Below are 20,031 nucleotides of genomic sequence, written 5' to 3'. Positions count from 1 at the left end.
GCGGTGGCCGCTAGGAGCAGCTCGATCGTGACGGCTCTCACTGTGGCCGCGCTGGCCGCGGTCGGCTTCCTGGCCTTCCAGGCGTCGGCGGACGCCACCGGCCCGCTGGAGCCGGTCCGCGCGGCCAAGGGCGGCGCGGCGGTCTCGCCCGCGCCGTCGGGGCACCCCGCGCCCAAGGAGTCGGCGAAGGAGAAGCAGCGGCGGGAGACCGCGGTACCGGCGCACTCCGGCTCGGGCCAGCGGGTGGTGTACGCGCTGGACGCCCGGCGGGTGTGGCTGGTCGGCCCGAAGGACCAGGTCCTGCGGACGTACGAGGTCGTGCCGAGCACGGTCAGCCCGGCGCCGGGGGCGTACACGGTGACCACGCGCTCCGCGAGCGTGACCGGTTCCGACGGCATTCCGATCGAGAATGTCGTGCGGTTCGCGACGGTCGACAACGTCGTGGTCGGCTTCAGCGCGGCCGTCGACGGCTCGATGCCGCAGCCGGGCACGCAGCAGAAGCAGCAGAAGCAGAAGACGGGCGGCATCCGCGAGAAGCGGGCCGACGGCGCGGCGATGTGGAAGTTCGCGACGATCGGCAAGAAGGTCGTCGTCGTTCCGTAGCGCGCACGCGGATCGCCCGCACCCGTACGGCGCAGCGGACGGACGCGGGCTGACGAATCACTCGTACGGACTACGGGTCGTCGTGGCCGCCGGTGGACGGCTCCTGGAGCGCGCGTGGACGCGGGCCTCTGGGGTGCCGTTGTGTGACCGGTGTGCCCCTGCGCGGCGACCGGGGAGTCCCTGTGCGGTGACCGGGGTGCCCCCTGTGCCGTCCTACGCGGCGTCGCGGCCGCTGCTCGGCAGGTGGGTGTCCTCGGTCGCGGGCTCGGTGCGGTCCTCGGCGGTGGCCGGTGCCTCCGGGGCGTCCGGCGGCGTGGAGACCGCGGTGGCGGCGGCACAGGACGCCAGGAGCTCGTTCATGGTCGGCCCGGGGCCGTCCTCGCGCCGGAACGGAGACGGTTCGCTGTCGTCGCGACGGGCCGCCGCGGCGAGGGACTGGTGGGCCGACATGGATGCCTCCCGGGAATCCTGGGGCGAGCGGGCATGGTTAGGTAGACCTAACCGGCTCTCTCCTTCCATGTGACCACGCCCGGCACCGCCGGCGCAACATCTTCCCGACGGCTTGTCGGAAACTACGGACGCCGCGGACCGGGCAGGACCCGCCCGGCCGCGCCCCGGCGCCTCCCGGAGCTCCTGTCCGACCTCCTGCCCCGCTCTCCTGTCAGACCTCCTGCAGCAGGCTCAGGTCGCAGCCCGCCCAGCGCTCGCCCACGCCGGTGACGGTGACCTCGCGGACGTCGTCCTCGGCGTCGCTCGCGGCCGCATCCGCGCCCACGGTGCGCGCGATGACCACGTGCAGCCGGTCCTCGGACAGCTCCTCGACCTTGCCCTCGCCCCACTCCACGACCACCACCGACTCCGGCAGCGAAACGTCGAGGTCGAGGTCCTCCATCTCGTCCAGGCCGCCGCCGAGCCGGTACGCGTCGACGTGCACCAGCGGCGGGCCGACATGCAGGGAGGGGTGCACCCGGGCGATGACGAAGGTCGGCGAGGTGACGGCGCCCCGCACGCCCAGGCCCTCGCCCAGGCCCCGGGTCAGCGTCGTCTTGCCCGCGCCGAGCTCACCGCTCAGCAGCACCAGGTCACCCGGGCGCAAGAGACCCGCGAGCCGGCGGCCCAGCTCCTGCATCCGGTCCGGAGTCTTGACGGTTACCTGTGTAAGGGCATCGACGGTGCTCATGCCGCCGATGGTACGAGCCCCCGCCCCCCACACGCGCCACGGTGGCCGGGGCCCTCTTTCGGGTGCACCGCCCCACGGCCGCGTGCACGCGCCCCCACCCTTGGGTAACCCCCGAGGTGGGGGGATACGGGGCTGCACCAGTAAGCGCAGCGTGGGCCGCCTCCGGGAAGCGCAGCGCGGGCCGCCCCCGCCGTTCCCATAAGCGCCGCGCGGGCCGCCCCCGCCGCCCCCGTAAGCGCCGCGCGGGCCGCCCCCGTAAGCGCAGCGTCAGCCGTGCGGCTCGGCCCTCAGGCCCGGGCCGGTCGCCAGCTACGCGCCTCTGTTGCTGCGCGTTCCACCAGGGATGTCAGGTGGTCGTTGACCAGTTCCGGGTATTCCAGCATGACCAGGTGGCCACCGTCCGGCACGCAGATCAACTCCGCGGCCGGGAGCAGTTCGCCGATCGTGCGGCTGTGCTCGGGCGGCGTGATCAGGTCGCAGTCGCCGGCCAGGACGAGCGCCGGTACGCCGTTGTACGCCGCCAGCGCCCCCGTCTTGTCGTGCACCGCGAACGCCGGGAAGAACTCCGCGACGACGTCGATGGGCGTCGCTTCGATGAGGCGTTCGGCGAAGCGGGCGACGCCGGGGTCGACGTCCTTCGGCGCACCGAAGGAGTACCGCTTCACCAGGCCCGCGAAGAGGTCGGCGGTGGCCCGGCGGCCCTTCTCGACCAGCTCGCTCTGCGCGCCCAGTGCCTTCAGCACGCCGGGCGCGAAGCGGTGGAACGCCTTCACGCCCAGCGACGGCAGCCCGAAGGCGACCTCGCTCAGCCGGCCGGCCGACGTGCCGATCAGGCCGACGCCCACCACGCGCTCGGCGACGTACTCCGGGAACTGGTCCGCGAGCGCCATCACCGTCATGCCGCCCATGGAGTGCCCGACCAGCACGATCGGCCCCTCCGGGACCGCGGCGTCCAGTACCGCCTTCAGGTCCCGGCCGAGCATGTCGATGGTGACCGGATCGGTGCCCTCGATCTGTGCGTGGCCGCGGGCCGAGCGGCCGTGGCTGCGCTGGTCCCAGTGGACCGTACGGACTCTGCCGCGCAGCGCGGCCCGCTGGAAGTGCCAGGCGTCCTGGGTCAGGCAGTATCCGTGGCAGAAGACGACCGTGGGGGCCGCGGAGCGTCGCCCCAGGGCCCCCAGCAGGCGCTTGCGGCGGGCCCCCTGGGGCTCGCCGTCCGGCCGGTCGTCGACCTCGTCGACCTCGTAGTACAGCGCGGTGCCGTCCGCCGCGTACGCCGTGCCCGGTGTGCCGCGCAGCGACCCGTACGGACCGGACGAGTCCAGCGCCATCCGCGCCCTGCGGCGCACGCTCCGGCCGACCGTCAGCCGCTCCAGCGCCACCCCGGCGGCCGCGCCCGCGGCGACCACGCCGATCGCGGCGCCCGCGATGCTCGCGTGCCGGCCCGCGCGGGCCCAGCTGCTCACGGTCTCCGCCGCTCCGGCCGCGGCCACGGCCACGTCCGGTACCCCCTGTGTTCCCTCACTCATGTCCCGTCCCCCGTTCTGTCGTGCTCAGGGACATTTCCGTGCTCGGAGACATAGACGCGTGGTACCCGGCTCCCGATCCGCGTGACGATCTCGTACGCGATGGTTCCCGTGGCCTGCGCCCAGTCCTCGGCCGTCGGCTCGCCCCGGTCGCCCGGCCCGAAGAGCACCGCCTCGTCTCCCACTGTGGCTGATTCCCCGCCCAGGTCCACCACGAACTGGTCCATCGCGACCCGGCCGGCGATCGTCCGCCATTTGCCGGCGACCAGCACCGGGCCGACGCCGGAGGCGTGCCGCGGGACGCCGTCGGCGTAGCCCAGCGGGACCAGCGCGAGGGTGGTGTCGCCGGGCGTCGTGTAGTGGTGTCCGTACGAGACGCCGTGGCCGCCCGGTACGTGCTTGACCGAGGCCAGCGAGGCGGAGAGCGTCATGACCGGCCGCAGCCCGAAGTCGGCGGGCGTGCCGACCTCGGGGCTGGGCGAGATGCCGTAGCTGCCGATACCGGCGCGTACCAGGTCGAAGTGTGCGTCGGGGAGGGTGAGCAGGCCCGGGGTGTTGCAGATGTGCCGGACCTCGGGCGTCAGCCCCGCCGCCTCCGCCGTCGCGAGCGCGTCGCGGAAGACGGCGAGCTGGGCGGCGATCGAGGGGTGGCCGGGCTCGTCGGCGCACGCGAAGTGCGACCAGACGCCGGTGACCTTGATCAGGCCGTCCCGCTCGGCGTCCCGGGCGGCCGCGGTGAGCTCGGCCCATTCGGCCGGCTGGCAGCCGTTGCGCCCCAGACCCGTGTCGATCTTGAGCTGGACCCGGGCGGTGCGGCCGGTGGCGTGCGCGGCGTGGGAGACCTCGTGCAGCGCCCACATGCCGCTCACGGACACGTCGATGTCCAGCATGACGGCCTTCCGCCACGGGCCGCCCGGCGTCCACAGCCACGCCATGAGGCGGCCGGTGTCGCCCGCCTCGCGGAGCTGGAACGCCTCCTCGGGGAGCGCGGTGCCCAGCCACTCGGCGCCGGCCTCGCGGGCCGCTGCGGCGCACTGCAGCGCGCCGTGGCCGTAGCCGTCGGACTTCACCACGGCCATCAGCCGGGCACCGGGAGCGTGCGCCTTCAGGGCACGCACGTTCGACCTCAGTGCGTCGAGGTCGATGGTGGCGCGGGCGCGCAGTGCTCTCTCGTTCATCGTCATCAGTGTCTCAGGTGCGGCGGGCGGGGCCCCTCCGACCGCCGCACCGAGGGGTTTCGCGGCCGCCTGGAGACAGCTCACTCGGCCGGTTTGCGGCCCCAGACGAAGACGCTGTCGCCGTTTCTGAGGGTGTTCCACAGCTTCGCGGCGTGCGGCTGCCGCATGTTCACGCAGCCGTACGATCCGGGCGGGCTGTAGATGTTGCCGGAGATCCCGTGGAACGCCTGGCCGCCGTCGAAGAACTGGGAGTACGGCATCGGGGAGTTGTAGATCGTGGAGTGGTGGTGGCGGTTCCGCCAGTAGACCTTGTGCGTGCCGGTGCGGGTCGGGTAGCCGGCCCGGCCGCTGCGGATCGCCACGGGGCCGAAGATCACCTCGTCGTGGTTCTGTACCCACATGATCTGGCGCGGCAGGTCGACGCAGGCCACCCGGGGCGCCCAGTGCTCGCCCTGCTTGCGCATGCGGGGCACCGGGCAGCGGCCCTCCTTGTTCGGGTCGGCCTTGGCGTCCAGGAGCCGGATGGTGCCCCAGGTGGCCGGGCCGGTGAAGCCGTTGGCCGGGCTGATGTTCTCCTTCTTCTGGAAGGCGGCGACGGCCTTGCAGTCAGCGGGCGACTGCTTGCCGTCCACCGGCCGCTTCAGGTACCGCTCCACCTGCTTCTGGAAGGGGCCGGTGGAGGTGGTGCAGGCCGGGGCCGCCGGCTTGGCCTGGGCGCTCTCCGGGGCGCGCGTGACCTCGGCGGGCGGCACGTACTCCACGGCCGCGTCACCGGTGTCGGCGCGGGGGTCGTCGGCCTCCGGAATGCCGGGCGGCGCGGGCGCCGGCCTGCCCGCGGCGCCGGTGACCGGCGGCTTCGACTCGTACGTCTGGTCGGGCGTGTCCTTCGGCTGCCCGTCATTGGGCATGCCGGGGACGAGCTCGGACACGGTGTAGACGTGCGACTGCTGCGGCCCGGGGTCATCGGCGGCGGTCCCGGGGGCAACCGCGACGCCCAGCAGGGTGACGGTGCCGGTGGCCGTGGCCAGCAGGGCGGAGAAGTAACGGTTCATGAAGTACGTGTGCCGTGGCCGGGGCCGTACGCCCCGCGCCGGCGGGCAGGTTCGCCCTGGCGGGCGGGATTTTCGGCCGGGCGGAGGTGCGGGCCGTGCGCACGGCGCCGGGGTGCGCACGGCCGCCTGCGGGGCGCGCCGCACCGGGCGGGCGGCGCCGCGCCCCACCGGGTGAGACTGGGGGCATGAGGACTGCTTACAGCGTGGAGAAAGTGCGGGCGGCGGAGCGGGACCTGATGGCGCGGCTGCCGGACGGCGCCCTGATGCAGCGGGCCGCCGCGGGCCTCGCGGTGGCCTGCGCGGACCTTCTGGGGCGGGTGTACGGGTCGCGGGTGGTGCTGCTGGTGGGCAGCGGCGACAACGGCGGTGACGCGCTGTACGCGGGCGCCCGGCTGGCCCGCCGGGGCGCCGGGGTGCGCGCGGTGCTGCTGACCCCGGAGCGGGCGCACCAGGGCGGTCTGGCGGCCCTCCGGGCGGCGGGCGGCCGGGTGTCGGCGGACCCGCGGGCCGACATCGGCCGCGCGGACCTCGTCGTGGACGGCATCGTGGGCATCGGCGGCAAGGGCGGCCTGCGCCCGGAGGCGGCGGAGCTGGCCGAGGCGGCGCGCGCCCGCACCGTCCTGGCGGTGGACCTCCCGAGCGGGGTGAACGCGGACACCGGTGAGGTGGACGGGACGGCCGTACGGGCGGACGCGACGGTGACGTTCGGCGCGTACAAGCCGGGGCTGCTCATCGATCCGGCGCGCGAGTACGTGGGCGCGCTGCGGCTGGTGGACATCGGCCTGGACCTGCCGGACGAGGCGGACGTGACGGCACTGCAGCACGCCGACGTGGCGGCGCTGCTGCCCGTCCCGGCGGCGGACAGCGACAAGTACCGGCGCGGTGTGGTCGGCGTGGTGGCGGGCTCGGCGCGCTATCCCGGAGCCGCGGTGCTCTCGGTGTCGGGCGCGCTGCGCGGTGGCGCGGGCGCGGTCCGGTACGTGGGTCCCGGCGGCGACGCGGTGATCGCCGCGCACCCGGAGACGCTGGTGCACGCCGGGCCGCCCTCGAAGGCGGGCCGCGTACAGGCGTGGGTGATCGGCCCCGGGCTGGGCGACAACGAGGCGGCGATGGCGGACGTGCTGGCCTCCGACGTGCCGGTACTCGTGGACGCCGACGGGCTGCGCTACCTGGACCCGGCGCGGCTGCGGGCCCGTACGGCGCCGACGCTGCTCACCCCGCACGCCGGCGAGGCCGCGGCCCTGCTGGGCGCGGCACGCGAGGAGGTGGAGTCGGCCCGGCTGCACGCCGTACGGGAACTTGCCTCCCGGTACGGCGCGACGGTGCTGCTCAAGGGCTCCTCGACGCTGATCGCCGATCCCGAGGGGGCCGCCGTCCGCGTCAATCCCACCGGCACCGGCTGGCTGGCCACGGCCGGCAGCGGCGACGTGCTCTCGGGCCTGGCCGGTTCACTGCTGGCCACCGGGCTCGCGCCGCTGGACGCGGCGTCGGCGGGCGCGTATCTGCATGGCCTGGCGGCCCGGCGAGCCGCGGAAAAAGCCGTCCCGCTGACCGCCTGCGACGTGGCGGCGGCGTTGCCTGGAACGTGGCACTCGCTGGCGGACTGAGCTACCGGAGGGCTGCCCCCAGACGCCCTCCGGGCGTGTCCTCAATCGCCGGACGGGCTTGATTTTTCGGCTACCCTTCCGCGATCACCACCGCCGAAGCCACCCCCGCGTCATGGCTGAGCGAGACGTGCCAGGAGCGGACGCCCCGCTCCTGCGCGGCCGCGGCCACCGTGCCCCACACCCGCAGCCGGGGCTGCCCGCTCTCCTCGACGTACACCTCGGCGTCCGTCCAGTGCAGGCCGCGCGGCGCGCCCAGCGCCTTGGCCAGCGCCTCCTTCGCGGCGAACCGGGCCGCGAGGGAGGCGACGCCGCGCGGCTCGCCGCCGGGCAGATACCGCTCGCTGTCGACGAAGAGCCGGTCCAGCATCTGGGGCGTGCGCTCCAGCGCCGCGGCGAACCGGTCGATCTCGGCGACGTCAATGCCGACTCCGATGATCATTCGACGGTCACCGACTTGGCGAGGTTGCGCGGCTGGTCGACCTCGTTGCCGCGGGCCGTGGCCAGCTCGCAGGCGAAGACCTGCAGCGGCACGGTGGCCACCAGCGGCTGCAGCAGCGTCGGCGTCACCGGAATGCGCACGAGGTGGTCGGCGTACGGCACGACCGTCTCGTCGCCCTCCTCGGCGATGACGATGGTGCGGGCGCCGCGGGCCCGGATCTCCTGGATGTTGGAGACGATCTTGTCGTGCAGGACGGAGCGCCCGCGCGGCGACGGCACGATCACCACCACCGGCAGATCCTCCTCGATCAGCGCGATCGGCCCGTGCTTCAGCTCGCCCGCCGCGAAGCCCTCGGCGTGCATGTACGCCAGCTCCTTGAGCTTCAGCGCGCCCTCCAGGGCCACCGGGTGGCCCACATGGCGCCCGAGGAAGAGCACGGTGTTCTTGCCGGCGAGGCCGCGGGCCAGCTCCCGTACCGGCTCCATCGTGCCCAGTACTTCCTCCACCTGGGTGCCGATCTCGGCCAGCTCCTTCACCACGGCCTGGATCTCGTCGCCCCACTTCGTACCGCGCACCTGCCCCAGGTACAGCGCGACCAGGTAGCAGGCGACGAGCTGGGTGAGGAACGCCTTCGTGGAGGCGACGGCGACCTCGGGCCCGGCGTGCGTGTAGAGCACCGCGTCGGACTCGCGCGGAATCGTCGAGCCGTTGGTGTTGCAGATGGCGAGCACCTTCGCGCCCTGCTCGCGGGCGTGCCGCAGCGCCATCAGGGTGTCCATGGTCTCGCCGGACTGGGAGATGGCGATGACCAGCGTGCGGTGGTCCAGGATCGGGTCGCGGTAGCGGAACTCGCTCGCCAGCTCCACCTCGCACGGGATGCGCGTCCAGTGCTCGATGGCGTACTTGGCGATCAGCCCGGCGTGGAACGCCGTACCGCACGCCACGATGACGACCTTCTGCGCCTCCCGCAGCACCGCGTCCGGGATGCGCACCTCGTCCAGCGACAGCCGCCCGTCCGTGCCGATCCGGCCCAGCAGGGTGTCCGCGACCGCCTTCGGCTGCTCGGCGATCTCCTTGAGCATGAAGTAGTCGTAACCGCCCTTCTCGGCGGCCGAGGCGTCCCAGTCGACGTGGTACGGGCGCACCTCGGCCGGGCGGCCCTCGAAGTCGGTGACCTGGACGCCGTTCCGGCGCACCTCGACGACCTGGTCCTGGCCCAGCTCGACGGCCTCCCGGGTGTGCGCGATGAAGGCGGCCACGTCGGAGGCGAGGAACGCCTCGTCGTCGCCGAGGCCGACGACCAGCGGGGAGTTCCGGCGCGCGCCGACCACCACGTCCGGCGCGTCGGCGTGCACCGCGACGAGGGTGAAGGCGCCCTCCAGCCGGCGGCAGACCTGCCGCATCGATTCGGCGAGGTCGCCACAGGAGGAGAAGGACTCGGCCAGGAGGTGCGCGACCACCTCGGTGTCCGTCTCGGAGGCCAGCTCGTGGCCGCGGTCGGTCAGTTCGGCGCGCAGCGCGGCGAAGTTCTCGATGATGCCGTTGTGCACGACCGAGACCCGCCCGGCGTTGTCCAGGTGGGGATGGGCGTTGGCGTCGGTGGGTCCGCCGTGGGTGGCCCACCGGGTGTGCCCGATGCCCGTGCTGCCGGCCGGGAGCGGGCGCGCCGCCAGTTCCTTGTCCAGGTTGGCGAGCTTGCCGGCCTTCTTCGCCGCCGCCAGACCGCCGTCGGCCAGCACCGCGACCCCCGCCGAGTCGTAGCCGCGGTACTCCAGCCGCTTCAGTCCGGCCAGTACGACGTCAAGGGCCGACTGCCCGCCCACGTATCCCACGATTCCGCACATGAAGGCAGCCTACGGCGCGCGGAGATCAATACCCGGGTCCCATACGGGTCAATGCCCGCCCTCGATCCGGTCGATGGCCTCCTGGACCAGTTCGAGGAATTCCACCTCCTCACAGCGAGGCTTGCTGCCCATCTCATAGAGGACCAGACAGTCGTCCAGCTCCTCCCCCAGGTCCTCGTCGGGCAGTTCGGCGGCCAGTTCGCTCTGGACGAGGCCGGCGTGCCCGCCCTGTTCCGGAACTCTGGTCTCCCCCGCACCGGCTCTCTTCTGCCGCTGCCGTACGTAATCGAGCAGGCGTGTCACCGTGCCCACCCCCCATTTCTCGCGACGCAGAAATTGACGCGCTCCCCCACCGCCGGACGCTACCGAGGAAAACCTGATTGGTATAGACATGCGGTATTCCGCCACCCAAGAGGATGTCTTCGAGGCCGTTCGGGTTGCCCCGCAACGCCACCCCGGGATGAGCGGCGGCGGCCGGCTGCGGACAATGGGCGACGTGCCCATGACGACAGAGCAGCCGCAGCAACGACGCCGCGCCGACGCCACGCCGTACGTCGACATGACCCGCGCGGAGTGGAGCGCCCTGCGCGAGAAGACCCCGCTCCCGCTGAGCGCCGAAGAGGTCGAGCGGCTGCGCGGCCTGGGCGACGTCATCGACCTGGACGAGGTACGCGACGTCTACCTGCCGCTCTCCCGGCTCCTGAACCTCTACTTCGGTGCCACCAGCAACCTCCGCGGCGCGCTGAACACCTTCCTGGGCGACCAGAAGGGGCACGGCGCCCAGGAGGGCACGCCGTTCGTGATCGGCGTGGCGGGCAGCGTCGCGGTCGGCAAGTCCACCACGGCCCGCCTCCTGCAGGCACTGCTGGCCCGCTGGCCCGACCACCCGCGCGTCGAGCTGGTGACCACCGACGGCTTCCTGCTGCCCAACGCCGAGCTGCACCGGCGCGGCCTGATGTCCCGCAAGGGCTTCCCCGAGTCCTACGACCGGCGCGCCCTGACCCGCTTCGTCGCGGACGTGAAGTCGGGCAAGGCCGAGGTCAGCGCGCCGGTCTACTCCCACCTGATCTACGACATCGTGCCCGGCGAGCGGCTGACCGTGCACCGCCCCGACATCCTCATCGTCGAGGGCCTGAACGTGCTGCAGCCCGCGCTGCCCGGCAAGGACGGCCGCACCCGGCTCGGCCTCGCCGACTTCTTCGACTTCTCGGTGTACGTGGACGCCCGCACCGAGGACATCGAGCAGTGGTACCTCGGCCGGTTCCGCAAGCTGCGCGAGACCGCGTTCCAGAACCCGTTCTCGTACTTCCGCAAGTACGCGCAGGTCTCGGAGGAAGAGGCGCTGGAGTACGCACGCATGAACTGGCGCACCATCAACAAGCCCAATCTGCAGCAGAATGTGGCCCCCACCCGCGGCCGCGCGAACCTCGTGCTCCGCAAGGGACCCGACCACAAGGTGCAGCGCCTGTCGCTGCGCAAACTCTGAACGAGAACTTCGAGGACTCTGCTGTGCTGCATCTGCGACTCATCGTCCCGGCGGACCGTACGGACGAGGTGGTGGCGCTGCTGGAGAAGACGGTCGGCACCGCCCATCTGGTGGTACTGGCCGGCGCGGCCCGCAGCCCCGCCGGGGACGTGATCACCTGCGATGTGGCGCGCGAGGCCGGCGACGGGGTGCTGCGCGAACTGCGCGAGCGCGGCATCGATGACTGCGGGTCGATCGCCGTCGAGCACATCGACCTCTCGCTGTCCAAGCGCGCGGTGAAGGCCGAGGAGGACGCGCCGGGCGAGGGCGCGGACGCGGTCCTGTGGGAGCAGCTCAGCGACGCCACGCACGAGGAGTCGACGCTCACCATCACCTACATCGCGTTCCTGACGCTGGCGACGATGATCGCGGCGTGCGGTGTCGTACTGGACAACGCGATCCTCATCGTGGGCGCGATGGCGGTCGGCCCGGAGTTCGGGCCGCTGGCCGGGATCTGCACGGCGGTGGTCCAGCGCGCGCCGCGGCTCGCCTGGCGCTCACTGGTGGCGCTGATCGGCGGGTTCGCGGTCGCGATGGTGCTGACCGTCGGCTTCTCGTACTTCATGGACGCGGTGGGCCTGTTCACCTCGAAGCAGGCGGAGGGCGCGCGCCCGAACACGTCCTTCATCTGGCAGCCGGACCTGATGTCCTTCGTGGTCGCGTTCCTCGCCGGCATCGCCGGCACGCTCTCGCTGACCTCGTCCAAGTCCGGCGCGCTGGTCGGCGTCGCGATCTCGGTGACGACGGTCCCCGCCGCGTCCAACGCGGCGGTCGCCTTCATCTACGGCGACTACGACCAGACGTGGGGCTCCAGCAGCCAGCTCCTGGTCAACCTTGCGGGGATCGTCCTGGCGGGCACGCTCACGCTGGTCGCCCAGAAGTCCCTCTGGGCGCGCCAGCGCGGGCGCGAGCGTGCCGCCGTACGCGAGGGCTGACCTCAGCCCAGCGCGGACTTCACCACATCGGCCAGCCGGCCGGCCACGGCCTTCGCCTGCTCCAGGTCGGCCGCCTCCACCATGACGCGGACCAGCGGCTCCGTACCGGAGGAGCGCAGCAGTACCCGGCCGGTCGCGCCGAGCTCGCGCTCCGCGTCGGTCACCGCGGCCGACAGCTCGGCGGAGGTGGCCACGCGGGACTTGTCCACGTCGGGGACGTTGATGAGGACCTGCGGCAGCCGCTCCATGACGCCCGCCAGCTCGGCCAGCGAGCGGCCCGTCGCGGCGACCCGCGCCGCCAGCATCAGGCCGGTCAGCGTGCCGTCGCCGGTCGTGGCGTGGTCCAGCACGATGACGTGCCCGGACTGCTCGCCGCCCAGCGCGAAGCCCTGGGCCTTCATCTCCTCCAGGACGTACCGGTCGCCGACCGCGGTGCGCACCAGCTCGATGCCCTCGCGCTCCAGCGCCAGCTTGAAGCCCAGGTTGGACATGACCGTGGCGACGACGGTGTTCTGCCGCAGCGTGCCCGCGTCGCGCATGCCCAGCGCGAGGACGGCGAGGATCTGGTCGCCGTCGACCTCGTTGCCCGCCGCGTCCACGGCCAGGCAGCGGTCCGCGTCGCCGTCGTGCGCGACACCCAGATCGGCGCCGTGCTCGACGACCGCGGCGCGCAGCTTCTCCAGGTGCGTGGAGCCGCAGCCGTCGTTGATGTTCAGGCCGTCGGGGTCGGTGCCGATCGTGACGACCTCGGCGCCGGCCCGCGCGAACGCCTCCGGGGAGACCCGCGCGGCCGCGCCGTGCGCGCCGTCGATGACGACCTTGAGGCCGTCCAGGCGGTTCGGCAGCACGCCGACCAGATGCGCGACGTAGTTGTCGAAGCCCTCGGCGTAGTCCTTGACCCGGCCCACGCCCGAGCCGGTCGGCCGCTCCCACGGCTCACCGGCGGCGTGCCCGCGGTACATGCTCTCGATCCGGTCCTCCAGCTCGTCGGCGAGCTTGTGCCCGCCGCGCGCGAAGAACTTGATGCCGTTGTCGGGCATCGGGTTGTGGCTCGCGGAGAGCATCACGCCCAGGTCCGCGCCGAGCGCGCCGGTGAGGTACGCCACCGCCGGGGTCGGCAGCACGCCCACCCGCAGCACGTCCACGCCCGCGCTGGCCAGCCCCGCCACCACGGCGGACTCCAGGAACTCCCCCGAGGCCCGCGGATCGCGCCCGACCACGGCCACCGGCCGGTGGTCTTCAAAGGTGCCGTCCCGCCCGCCACCCGACCGCCGCCCCAGCTGGACGGGGCTTCGCCCCGGCTCCTCCATCAGCACATGCGCCGCCGCGACCGACAGCCCGAGCGCGAGCTCTGCCGTCAGATCCGCATTGGCGACGCCGCGCACCCCGTCCGTGCCGAAGAGTCGTCCCACTGGTGTCCTCCGAGTTCATGAGCTTGGACCAGATACTTATGTCCAGGTATACGCCTATCTGGTCCCGGATAGCCGAACGCCCCGGCGGCACGGAAAGTGCCCCCGGGGCGTTCGCCAAGCTGCGCACGAAGCGCGAAAGCTGCACACGAGGCAGCGAGCGTGATTAGCGCTTGCTGTACTGCGGCGCCTTACGGGCCTTCTTCAGACCGGACTTCTTGCGCTCGACCGCACGGTCGTCGCGCTTCAGGAAGCCGGCCTTCTTCAGCGGGCCGCGGTTGTTCTCGACGTCCGCCTCGTTCAGCGCACGGGCCACGCCCAGGCGCAGCGCGCCGGCCTGGCCGGAGATGCCGCCACCGGAGATGCGGGCGACCACGTCGTAGCGGTTGTCGAGCTCGAGCACCTTGAAGGGCTCGTTGACTTCCTGCTGGTGCACCTTGTTCGGGAAGTAGCCCTCGAGGGTGCGGCCGTTGATCTTCCACTGGCCGGTGCCCGGGATGATCCGGACGCGGGCGATGGCGTTCTTGCGGCGGCCCAGGCCGGCGGCCGGCTGCGGGTCACCGAAGCGGGAGGCGAGGGACTCGGAGGTGTACTCACCCTCCAGCGGCGCCTCGGTCTCGGTGGTGTACTCCTCGACCTCGAGCGGGGTCTCGGCGGTGGTCTCAGCCACGATGCTCCTCAGATTCTCTTCGTCTTAGGGGGTGTGGCCGGACTTACTGCGCGACCTGGGTGATCTCGAACGGGACCGGCTGCTGAGCAGCGTGCGGGTGCTCGGCGCCCGCGTAGACCTTCAGCTTCGAGAGCATCTGGCGGCCCAGGGTGTTCTTCGGGAGCATGCCCTTGATGGCCTTCTCGACAGCCTTCTCGGGGTTCTTGTCGAGCAGCTCGTCGTAGCGGACGGAGCGCAGACCACCCGGGAAGCCGGAGTGGCGGTACGCCATCTTCTGCGACCGCTTGTTGCCGGACAGGTGCACCTTGTCGGCGTTGATGATGATGACGAAGTCACCGGTGTCGACGTGAGGGGCGTAGACCGGCTTGTGCTTGCCCCGCAGGAGGGAAGCAGCCTGAGTCGCCAGACGGCCCAGGACAACGTCCTGCGCGTCAATGATGTGCCACTGGCGCTGGACATCGCCGGGCTTGGGGCTGAACGTACGCACGTTTTAGCCTTCGCTTCTAAGTGATGGGACCTGTACAGGGTCACCTCGGTCGATACGCCGACACGGGCGGCTCCGGGTGACGCAACCCATTGCCTGCCGTCGGCCATCGGCCCGGTGGACCGGCGTAAGGGCCCCTCACGTGAGATAGAGCAAGCCAATACGCATAACGAACTGGCAGAATACCGGGCCTCCCCCAGGCGGGTCAAAACGCGCCCCGTACGGGGGTGCGATCCCCGCCATCGCTCCCCCGGCGGTCCGGCCGGCCGCCCCCGCGGCCCAGGCAAACGCACGCCAGCACGGCGGTCAGCGTCCACAGCATCGCCGCGTCCTTGAAGGCCCGCCGCCTGATGTCCTCCAGGTACGGCCAGTCGAGGCCGGCGACCTGCGGTACGAGGGCGATCCAGAACCACACGGTACGGGGCGCGGCGCCCGGTACGGCGGCGGACGCCAGCAGCGGACCGAGCACGACCAGCAGGTAGTGGTCGAAGGACGGGCGGGAGACGAGGAAGGCGGCGAGCAGCAGCATCGCGGCCGTCTCGACGAGCCGCAGCGGCCCCGCGTCCCCGCGCCGCCAGCGCAGATACGCACAGGCCACCCCGGCAGCGGCCGCGAGCACGGCCACCCCGAAGGCCACCGGGTCCGGCAGGCCGAGCCGGGCCAGGACCGCGCCGAGCGAGGCGTCGTACGGCCGCGCGAAGACGTCCTGCCCGCGCAGCAGGAAGGGCAGCGTGCGGGTGAGGAACATCCCGGGCCGCGGCATCACGAGCGCGGCGAGCAGGGACACCAGGAGCGGCACGCCGATCGCCACGGCCAGCGCCCGCCACCGCCGTGCGAAGACGAAGAGCAGCAGGACGGGCACGAGCATCGGCTTGACCGCCAGCGCCAGGCCGAGGACCGCGCCGGCCGCCGTCCACCGCTCCCGGCGGGCCAGCAGCAACACGAGGGGCAGCGCCACCACGGAGGCCAGCGTCCAGTTCCCGAGCGTGACGAGATTGCGGAACGGCTGGAAGAACGGCAGCGCGGCCACCGCCAGCACGGCGAGCCTGCTGCCCGCCGCGACCCCGAAGATCCGCAGACTCAGCCACCAGCCCAGCAGGACGAGTCCGACGCCGGCGGCCGGTACGAGCCAGGCCATCCAGCCCTGCGGCAGCAGCGCCTCGGGGACGGCCGCGAGGACCGCCCCCGGCAGATACAGGAACCGCTTGTCGGCGTAGGGCGCCCCGCCGTCCAGCAGGGCACGCGCCGCGCGCACGGCGAAGGCGTTGTCCATCCCGAGGTGGCCACCGCGCCGTACGGTCGCCCAGACCACGACGGCCATCAGCCCGGCGGCCACGGCCCGCAGCGGCCAGGAAGCGGGCCGCAGCAGCCACGCCGCATGCGGCGATCGCCCCGCTTCACCCGTTACATCCGCTACGTCCGCCACCATGCGGCCAGGCTAGAAGCCCGCCGCGCTACCGCTCCCGCTCGACACTCCCCCAAGCTCTTAAGGAGCAGGGGGGACCCCCATCTCGTCCCACACCGGCTCGGACGTCTCCCGCACCCGCCCGTCCGACCCGAAGACCAGGTACCGGTCGAAGGACCGCGCGAACCACCGGTCGTGCGTCACGGCCAGCACCGTCCCCTCGTACGCCTCCAACCCCTCCTGCAACGCCTCCGCCGACTCCAGGTCGAGGTTGTCGGTCGGCTCGTCCAGGAGGAGGGCGGTGGTGCCTCCCAGCTCCAAAAGAAGAATCTGGAAGCGGGCCTGCTGGCCGCCGGAGAGGCGGTCGAAGCGCTGCTCGGCCTGGCGGCTCAGTTCGTACCGGCGCAGGGCGCTCATCGCCTTGCCGCGGTCCCTGGCGTGCTCCTCCCACAGGATGTCGAGGAGGGTGCGGCCCTCCAGCTCCGGGTGGGCGTGGGTCTGGGCGAAGTGCCCGGGAACGACGCGGGCGCCGAGCTTCCAGGCACCCGTATGCGAGACGTCCTCGCCGGCCAGCAGCCGCAAGAAGTGCGACTTGCCGGAGCCGTTCGAGCCGAGGACCGCGACCCGCTCGCCGTAGAAGATCTCCAGCGAGAAGGGCTTCATCAGGCCCGTCAGCTCAAGGTTCTCGCAGGTCACCGCCCGGACACCGGTCCGGCCGCCGTGCAGCCGCATCGTGATGTCCTGCTCGCGCGGCGGCTCCGGCGGCGGCCCGGCCTCCTCGAACTTCTTCAGCCGCGTCTGGGCCGCGTGATAGCGCGAGGCCATCTCGTGGCTGTTCTCCGCGGCCTGCCGGAGATTGCGGACCAGCTTCTTGAGCTGCTCGTGCTTCTCGTCCCAGCGCCGTCGCAGCTCCTCGAAGCGCGCGAACCGCTCCTTGCGCGCCTCGTGGTACGTGCCGAAGCCGCCGCCGTGCACCCACACGTCGCTGCCCGCCGGGCCCGGCTCGACGCTGACGATCTTCTCCGCGGAGCGGGCCAGCAGCTCCCGGTCGTGGCTGACGAACAGGACCGTCTTCTTGGTCTCGCGCAGCCGCTCCTCCAGCCACCGCTTCCCCGGCACGTCCAGATAGTTGTCCGGCTCGTCCAGCAGCAGCACCTCGTCCGTGCCGCGCAGCAGCGACTCCAGGACCAGCCGCTTCTGCTCGCCGCCGGAGAGCGTGCGCACCTGCCGCCACTGCGCCTTCTCGTACGGGACGCCCAGCGCGGCCATCGTGCACATGTCCCAGACCGTCTCGGCCTCGTAGCCGCGCGCCTCGGCCCAGTCGCTCAGCGCCTGCGCGTACGCCATCTGCGCGGCCTCGTCGTCGACCGTCATGACTGCGTGCTCGGCCTCGTCCACGGCCTTCGCCGCCGCCCGCAGCCGCGGCTGGGACACCGACACCAGCAGGTCCCGCACCGTCCGGTCGTCCCGCACCGAGCCCACGAACTGCGGCATCACCCCGAGCCCGCCGCTGACCGTCACCGCGCCGCCGTGCGGCTGCAGCTCCCCCGCGATCAGCTTCAGCAGCGTCGTCTTGCCCGCGCCGTTCGCCCCGACCAGCGCGACGGTGGCGCCTTCCCCCACGCGGAAGGACACGTCCCCCAGCAGGACCCGCCCATCGGGCAGGTAGTACTCCAGGTGTCCGGCTTCCACATGTCCCATGCGGGGAATTGTCGGGCCCGTACCGCTCATGGGCCAAACGGGTTTACCGGGCCGCCCGGCACCGGCCCCCGCCATGTCACGGGTGAGCACTAGGATGCGCGCCATGAGCTTTGGGCAAGGGGGGCCGTACGGCCCCGGGGGATCGGGTCCGTCCGCTCCGTCCACACCGGACTGGAACGCGCTGGCGGAGCAGAGCGAGGCGAGCGGAAAGCGCAAGCGGCTGCTGATGATCGGCGGCGGCGTCCTGGCCACCCTCGCGGTGGCCGGCATCGTCGCCACCGCCGTGATCAGCAGCAATGGCGGCAGCAACAAACCCTCGGCGCTGCCCTCGCCCGAGAAGCTCCCCGGCGAGAAGGCCGAGCCCAAGCCGACCTTCTCCGACGTCAATGTCCCCCCGCCGCCGGACCCGGTGGACTACATCACCGACGCCAAGAAGGACACCGCGCCGCTCACCACCGCCTCGCTCTTCCCCGAGAAGCAGTTGACGGCCGGCGGCCGCGCCTACCCGAAGGCCACCACCAGCGCCACCGGAAGCTGCGCGAGCGTCGCGCAGGGCGGCCTCGGCGCGGTCCTGAACAAGCACGGCTGCGAGAAGCTGCTGCGCGCCACCTTCTCCCGCGACGGCATCGCGGTCACGGTCGGCATCGCCCGCTTCGACACGAAGGCGGCGGCCACCGCGGTCAAGAACGAGTACAAGCCCAACCTCGCCGCGCTCGCCGGCGGCAAGGTCGCCCCGTTCTGCCAGGCCACCGCCTGCCGTACCTCGGCGAACGCGGCCGGCCGGTACGCGTACTTCACGATCGCCGGCTACCTCAACGGCAAGGCCGTCACCACCAGCGAGACCCAGGCCCTGCAGGCGAGCCGGGACGGCGCCGCGTACGCCTGGAACCGGATCATGCAGCACGGCCGCGACCAGGCCGACGCGGTGGCGAAGAAGCAACAGCAGCAGCAGAAGAACTGAGCCGCCGCGGGCGGGGCGCGCACCCCACGCGCACCCCGCCCGCGCCCCGCGCCGCGCTCAGCAGCAGCCCGCGCCCGGCAGGGTCCGCTTGTTCCGCGCTTCCTTGTTGCGGGCCGCGAGCAGCTCGTCGGCCGGGTAGCCGACCTCCTCCAGGGTCAGCCCGTGCGGCCGTACGACGTGCACCGCCGAGTCCCGCACGCCCGCCGCGAGCACCTTGCCCGGCCACTCCACGGGCCGGTGCCCGTCGCCGACGAACAGCAGCGCGCCCACCAGCGACCGCACCATGTTGTGGCAGAACGCGTCCGCCCGCACGGTCGCCGTGATGATCCCGTCCGTGTCCCGCTCCCAGCTCAGCTCCTGGAGCGTACGAATGGTCGTCGCGCCCTCGCGCCGCTTGCAGTACGCCGCGAAGTCGTGCTCGCCCAGCAGCGGCTGCGACGCCTCGTTCATCGCCGCGACGTCCAGGTCCCAGTCGTGCCACAGCACGTGCCCGCGCAGCAGCGGGTCGACGCCGCCGGGGTGGTCGGTGACCCGGTACGCGTACCGGCGCCAGATCGCCGAGAACCGCGCGTTGAACCCGGCCGGGGCCTCGGCCACCCGCCAGATCCGTACGTCCTTCGGCAGCCGCCCGGCGAGCCGCCGCCGCAGCTTGTCACCGTGCTCGGCCCACAGCTCCTGCGGCAGGTCGACATGGGCCACCTGGCCGCGCGCGTGCACGCCCGCGTCCGTGCGCCCCGCCACGGTCAGCTCGTACGTCCGCTGCGACCGCGTCACGGTCCGCAGCGCGTCCTCGATCTCCTGCTGGACCGTCCGCCGCTCCCGCTGCTTGGCCCACCCCGAGAAGTCCTTCCCGTCATAGGAAAGATCCAGCCGCACCCGTACATGCCCGGGCGCCGGCCCGTCGTTGTCCTCGCTCACGGGACCATCCTCTCAAGCGGAACGGGCCCGCTCCCCCAGAGGGGAACGGGCCCGTTCAACAGCCTCGATCAGGCTCAGGCGTCCTTGGACTCCTCGGCCGACTCGGCGGCGGCGGCCTCGTCGGCCTCCTTCACCGCGCGCTTCGTCGCGGCCTCGGCCTCGTCGACGGTGGCCTTCTTGGCGATCTCGCCCTCGACCAGCTCGATGACGGCCATCGGGGCGTTGTCGCCACGGCGGTTGCCGATCTTGGTGATACGGGTGTAGCCACCCGGACGCTCGGCGTAGCGCGGGGCGATCTCGGTGAACAGCGTGTGCACGATGCTCTTGTCCGTGATCGTGGCCAGCACCAGACGACGGTTGTGGATGTCGCCCTTCTTCGCCTTGGTGATCAGCTTCTCCGCGACGGGGCGCAGGCGGCGGGCCTTGGCCTCGGTCGTGGTGATGCGGCCGTGCTCGAACAGCGACTTCGCGAGGTTCGCGAGCAGCAGACGCTCGTGCGCGGCGCTGCCGCCCAGACGGGCACCCTTGGCGGGACGCGGCATGGTGTTTCTCCTCTGTGTCTGCCCCAGCCGTATCAGGTACCGGGGTCAGTAT

Annotated in this window: 20 protein-coding genes; 5 read left to right on the top strand and 15 right to left on the bottom strand. The window is 72.4% G+C overall.

What is annotated here, in order from left to right; all coding sequences use genetic code 11:
- Positions 1–3 precede the first annotated feature (3 nt).
- Positions 4–603: a hypothetical protein gene (locus IG84_RS0103125; RefSeq protein WP_031051016.1), complete on the top strand. Its 600-nt coding sequence runs from the start codon at positions 4–6 to the stop codon at positions 601–603.
- Between the two features lie 213 nt (positions 604–816).
- Here IG84_RS0103125 and IG84_RS37625 read toward each other — a convergent pair whose 3' ends face one another.
- The 5 genes from IG84_RS37625 to IG84_RS0103100 form a co-directional block, all read right to left on the bottom strand.
- On the bottom strand, positions 817–1,053 hold the full coding sequence (locus IG84_RS37625; RefSeq protein WP_037799126.1) for a hypothetical protein: 237 nt from the start codon (positions 1,051–1,053) through the stop codon (positions 817–819).
- A gap of 211 nt (positions 1,054–1,264) precedes the next feature.
- Positions 1,265–1,783, bottom strand: a complete 519-nt coding sequence (tsaE, locus tag IG84_RS0103115; RefSeq protein WP_031051014.1) for a tRNA (adenosine(37)-N6)-threonylcarbamoyltransferase complex ATPase subunit type 1 TsaE — start codon at positions 1,781–1,783, stop codon at positions 1,265–1,267.
- A 287-nt stretch (positions 1,784–2,070) separates the two neighbouring features.
- The gene (locus IG84_RS0103110; RefSeq protein WP_031051012.1) at positions 2,071–3,312 is read right to left on the bottom strand and encodes an alpha/beta fold hydrolase; all 1,242 of its coding nucleotides are present in this window, start codon (positions 3,310–3,312) and stop codon (positions 2,071–2,073) included.
- Positions 3,309–4,487: an alanine racemase gene (gene alr / locus IG84_RS0103105; RefSeq protein WP_037799182.1), complete on the bottom strand. Its 1,179-nt coding sequence runs from the start codon at positions 4,485–4,487 to the stop codon at positions 3,309–3,311. Before alr ends, IG84_RS0103110 begins: the two co-directional genes overlap by 4 nt.
- Before the next feature lie 80 nt (positions 4,488–4,567).
- A complete protein-coding gene (locus IG84_RS0103100) occupies positions 4,568–5,539 on the bottom strand; it encodes a L,D-transpeptidase family protein (protein ID WP_051861319.1) in 972 nt (323 codons plus the stop codon).
- Between the two features lie 185 nt (positions 5,540–5,724).
- On the opposite strand from IG84_RS0103100, the gene IG84_RS0103095 reads away from it, so the two are divergent.
- Entirely contained in the window at positions 5,725–7,146 is a 1,422-nt protein-coding gene (locus IG84_RS0103095; protein WP_031051006.1) for an NAD(P)H-hydrate dehydratase, read from the top strand.
- Between the two features lie 70 nt (positions 7,147–7,216).
- Here the strand turns inward: IG84_RS0103095 and IG84_RS0103090 are convergent, their stop codons facing one another.
- Genes IG84_RS0103090 through IG84_RS0103080 form a run of 3 tightly spaced genes read right to left on the bottom strand, consistent with a single transcriptional unit; the run spans position 7,217 to position 9,732 of the window.
- A complete protein-coding gene (locus IG84_RS0103090; protein WP_031051003.1) occupies positions 7,217–7,585 on the bottom strand; it encodes a holo-ACP synthase in 369 nt (122 codons plus the stop codon).
- Positions 7,582–9,429, bottom strand: coding sequence for a glutamine--fructose-6-phosphate transaminase (isomerizing) (gene glmS, locus IG84_RS0103085; protein WP_031051000.1), 1,848 nt, complete (start codon positions 9,427–9,429; stop codon positions 7,582–7,584). The genes IG84_RS0103090 and glmS overlap by 4 nt, the downstream gene beginning before the upstream one ends.
- A 48-nt stretch (positions 9,430–9,477) precedes the next feature.
- Positions 9,478–9,732, bottom strand: a complete 255-nt coding sequence (locus IG84_RS0103080; protein ID WP_031050997.1) for a hypothetical protein — start codon at positions 9,730–9,732, stop codon at positions 9,478–9,480.
- A gap of 193 nt (positions 9,733–9,925) precedes the next feature.
- On the opposite strand from IG84_RS0103080, the gene coaA reads away from it, so the two are divergent.
- Complete coding sequence (gene coaA / locus IG84_RS0103075) at positions 9,926–10,915, top strand: type I pantothenate kinase (protein ID WP_031050995.1); 990 nt, start codon at positions 9,926–9,928, stop codon at positions 10,913–10,915.
- Between the two features lie 23 nt (positions 10,916–10,938).
- On the top strand, positions 10,939–11,889 hold the full coding sequence (locus IG84_RS0103070) for a DUF389 domain-containing protein (RefSeq protein ID WP_031050984.1): 951 nt from the start codon (positions 10,939–10,941) through the stop codon (positions 11,887–11,889).
- Between the two features lie 2 nt (positions 11,890–11,891).
- Here IG84_RS0103070 and glmM read toward each other — a convergent pair whose 3' ends face one another.
- The 5 genes from glmM to IG84_RS0103045 form a co-directional block, all read right to left on the bottom strand.
- Positions 11,892–13,301: a phosphoglucosamine mutase gene (gene glmM, locus IG84_RS0103065; RefSeq protein ID WP_031050983.1), complete on the bottom strand. Its 1,410-nt coding sequence runs from the start codon at positions 13,299–13,301 to the stop codon at positions 11,892–11,894.
- 163 nt (positions 13,302–13,464) lie between these two features.
- Positions 13,465–13,968 (bottom strand): 30S ribosomal protein S9, encoded by a 504-nt coding sequence (gene rpsI, locus IG84_RS0103060; protein ID WP_030262889.1) that lies wholly within the window; start codon positions 13,966–13,968, stop codon positions 13,465–13,467.
- A 43-nt stretch (positions 13,969–14,011) separates the two neighbouring features.
- Positions 14,012–14,455: a 50S ribosomal protein L13 gene (rplM, locus tag IG84_RS0103055; RefSeq protein WP_030262884.1), complete on the bottom strand. Its 444-nt coding sequence runs from the start codon at positions 14,453–14,455 to the stop codon at positions 14,012–14,014.
- Between the two features lie 202 nt (positions 14,456–14,657).
- Positions 14,658–15,881 (bottom strand): glycosyltransferase family 87 protein, encoded by a 1,224-nt coding sequence (locus IG84_RS0103050; protein ID WP_051861317.1) that lies wholly within the window; start codon positions 15,879–15,881, stop codon positions 14,658–14,660.
- 57 nt (positions 15,882–15,938) lie between these two features.
- Positions 15,939–17,558 carry an ABC-F family ATP-binding cassette domain-containing protein gene (locus IG84_RS0103045; protein WP_031050979.1) on the bottom strand — a complete coding sequence of 540 codons (1,620 nt, stop codon included), beginning with the start codon at positions 17,556–17,558 and terminating at the stop codon, positions 15,939–15,941.
- Between the two features lie 103 nt (positions 17,559–17,661).
- On the opposite strand from IG84_RS0103045, the gene IG84_RS0103040 reads away from it, so the two are divergent.
- Complete coding sequence (locus IG84_RS0103040; protein WP_031050977.1) at positions 17,662–18,519, top strand: hypothetical protein; 858 nt, start codon at positions 17,662–17,664, stop codon at positions 18,517–18,519.
- A 57-nt stretch (positions 18,520–18,576) separates the two neighbouring features.
- Here the strand turns inward: IG84_RS0103040 and truA are convergent, their stop codons facing one another.
- Positions 18,577–19,437, bottom strand: a complete 861-nt coding sequence (gene truA / locus IG84_RS0103035; RefSeq protein WP_031050973.1) for a tRNA pseudouridine(38-40) synthase TruA — start codon at positions 19,435–19,437, stop codon at positions 18,577–18,579.
- Positions 19,438–19,511: 74 nt separating this feature from the next.
- Entirely contained in the window at positions 19,512–19,979 is a 468-nt protein-coding gene (gene rplQ, locus IG84_RS0103030; protein ID WP_031050968.1) for a 50S ribosomal protein L17, read from the bottom strand.
- Positions 19,980–20,031 lie beyond the last annotated feature (52 nt).

The organism is Streptomyces ochraceiscleroticus, from assembly GCF_000720485.1.
In the GTDB taxonomy this organism is placed as follows: Bacteria; Actinomycetota; Actinomycetes; order Streptomycetales; family Streptomycetaceae; genus Streptomyces; species Streptomyces ochraceiscleroticus.
The sequence above is the reverse complement of the archived record's forward strand: the minus strand, read 5'-3'. Positions and strand labels throughout refer to the sequence as shown.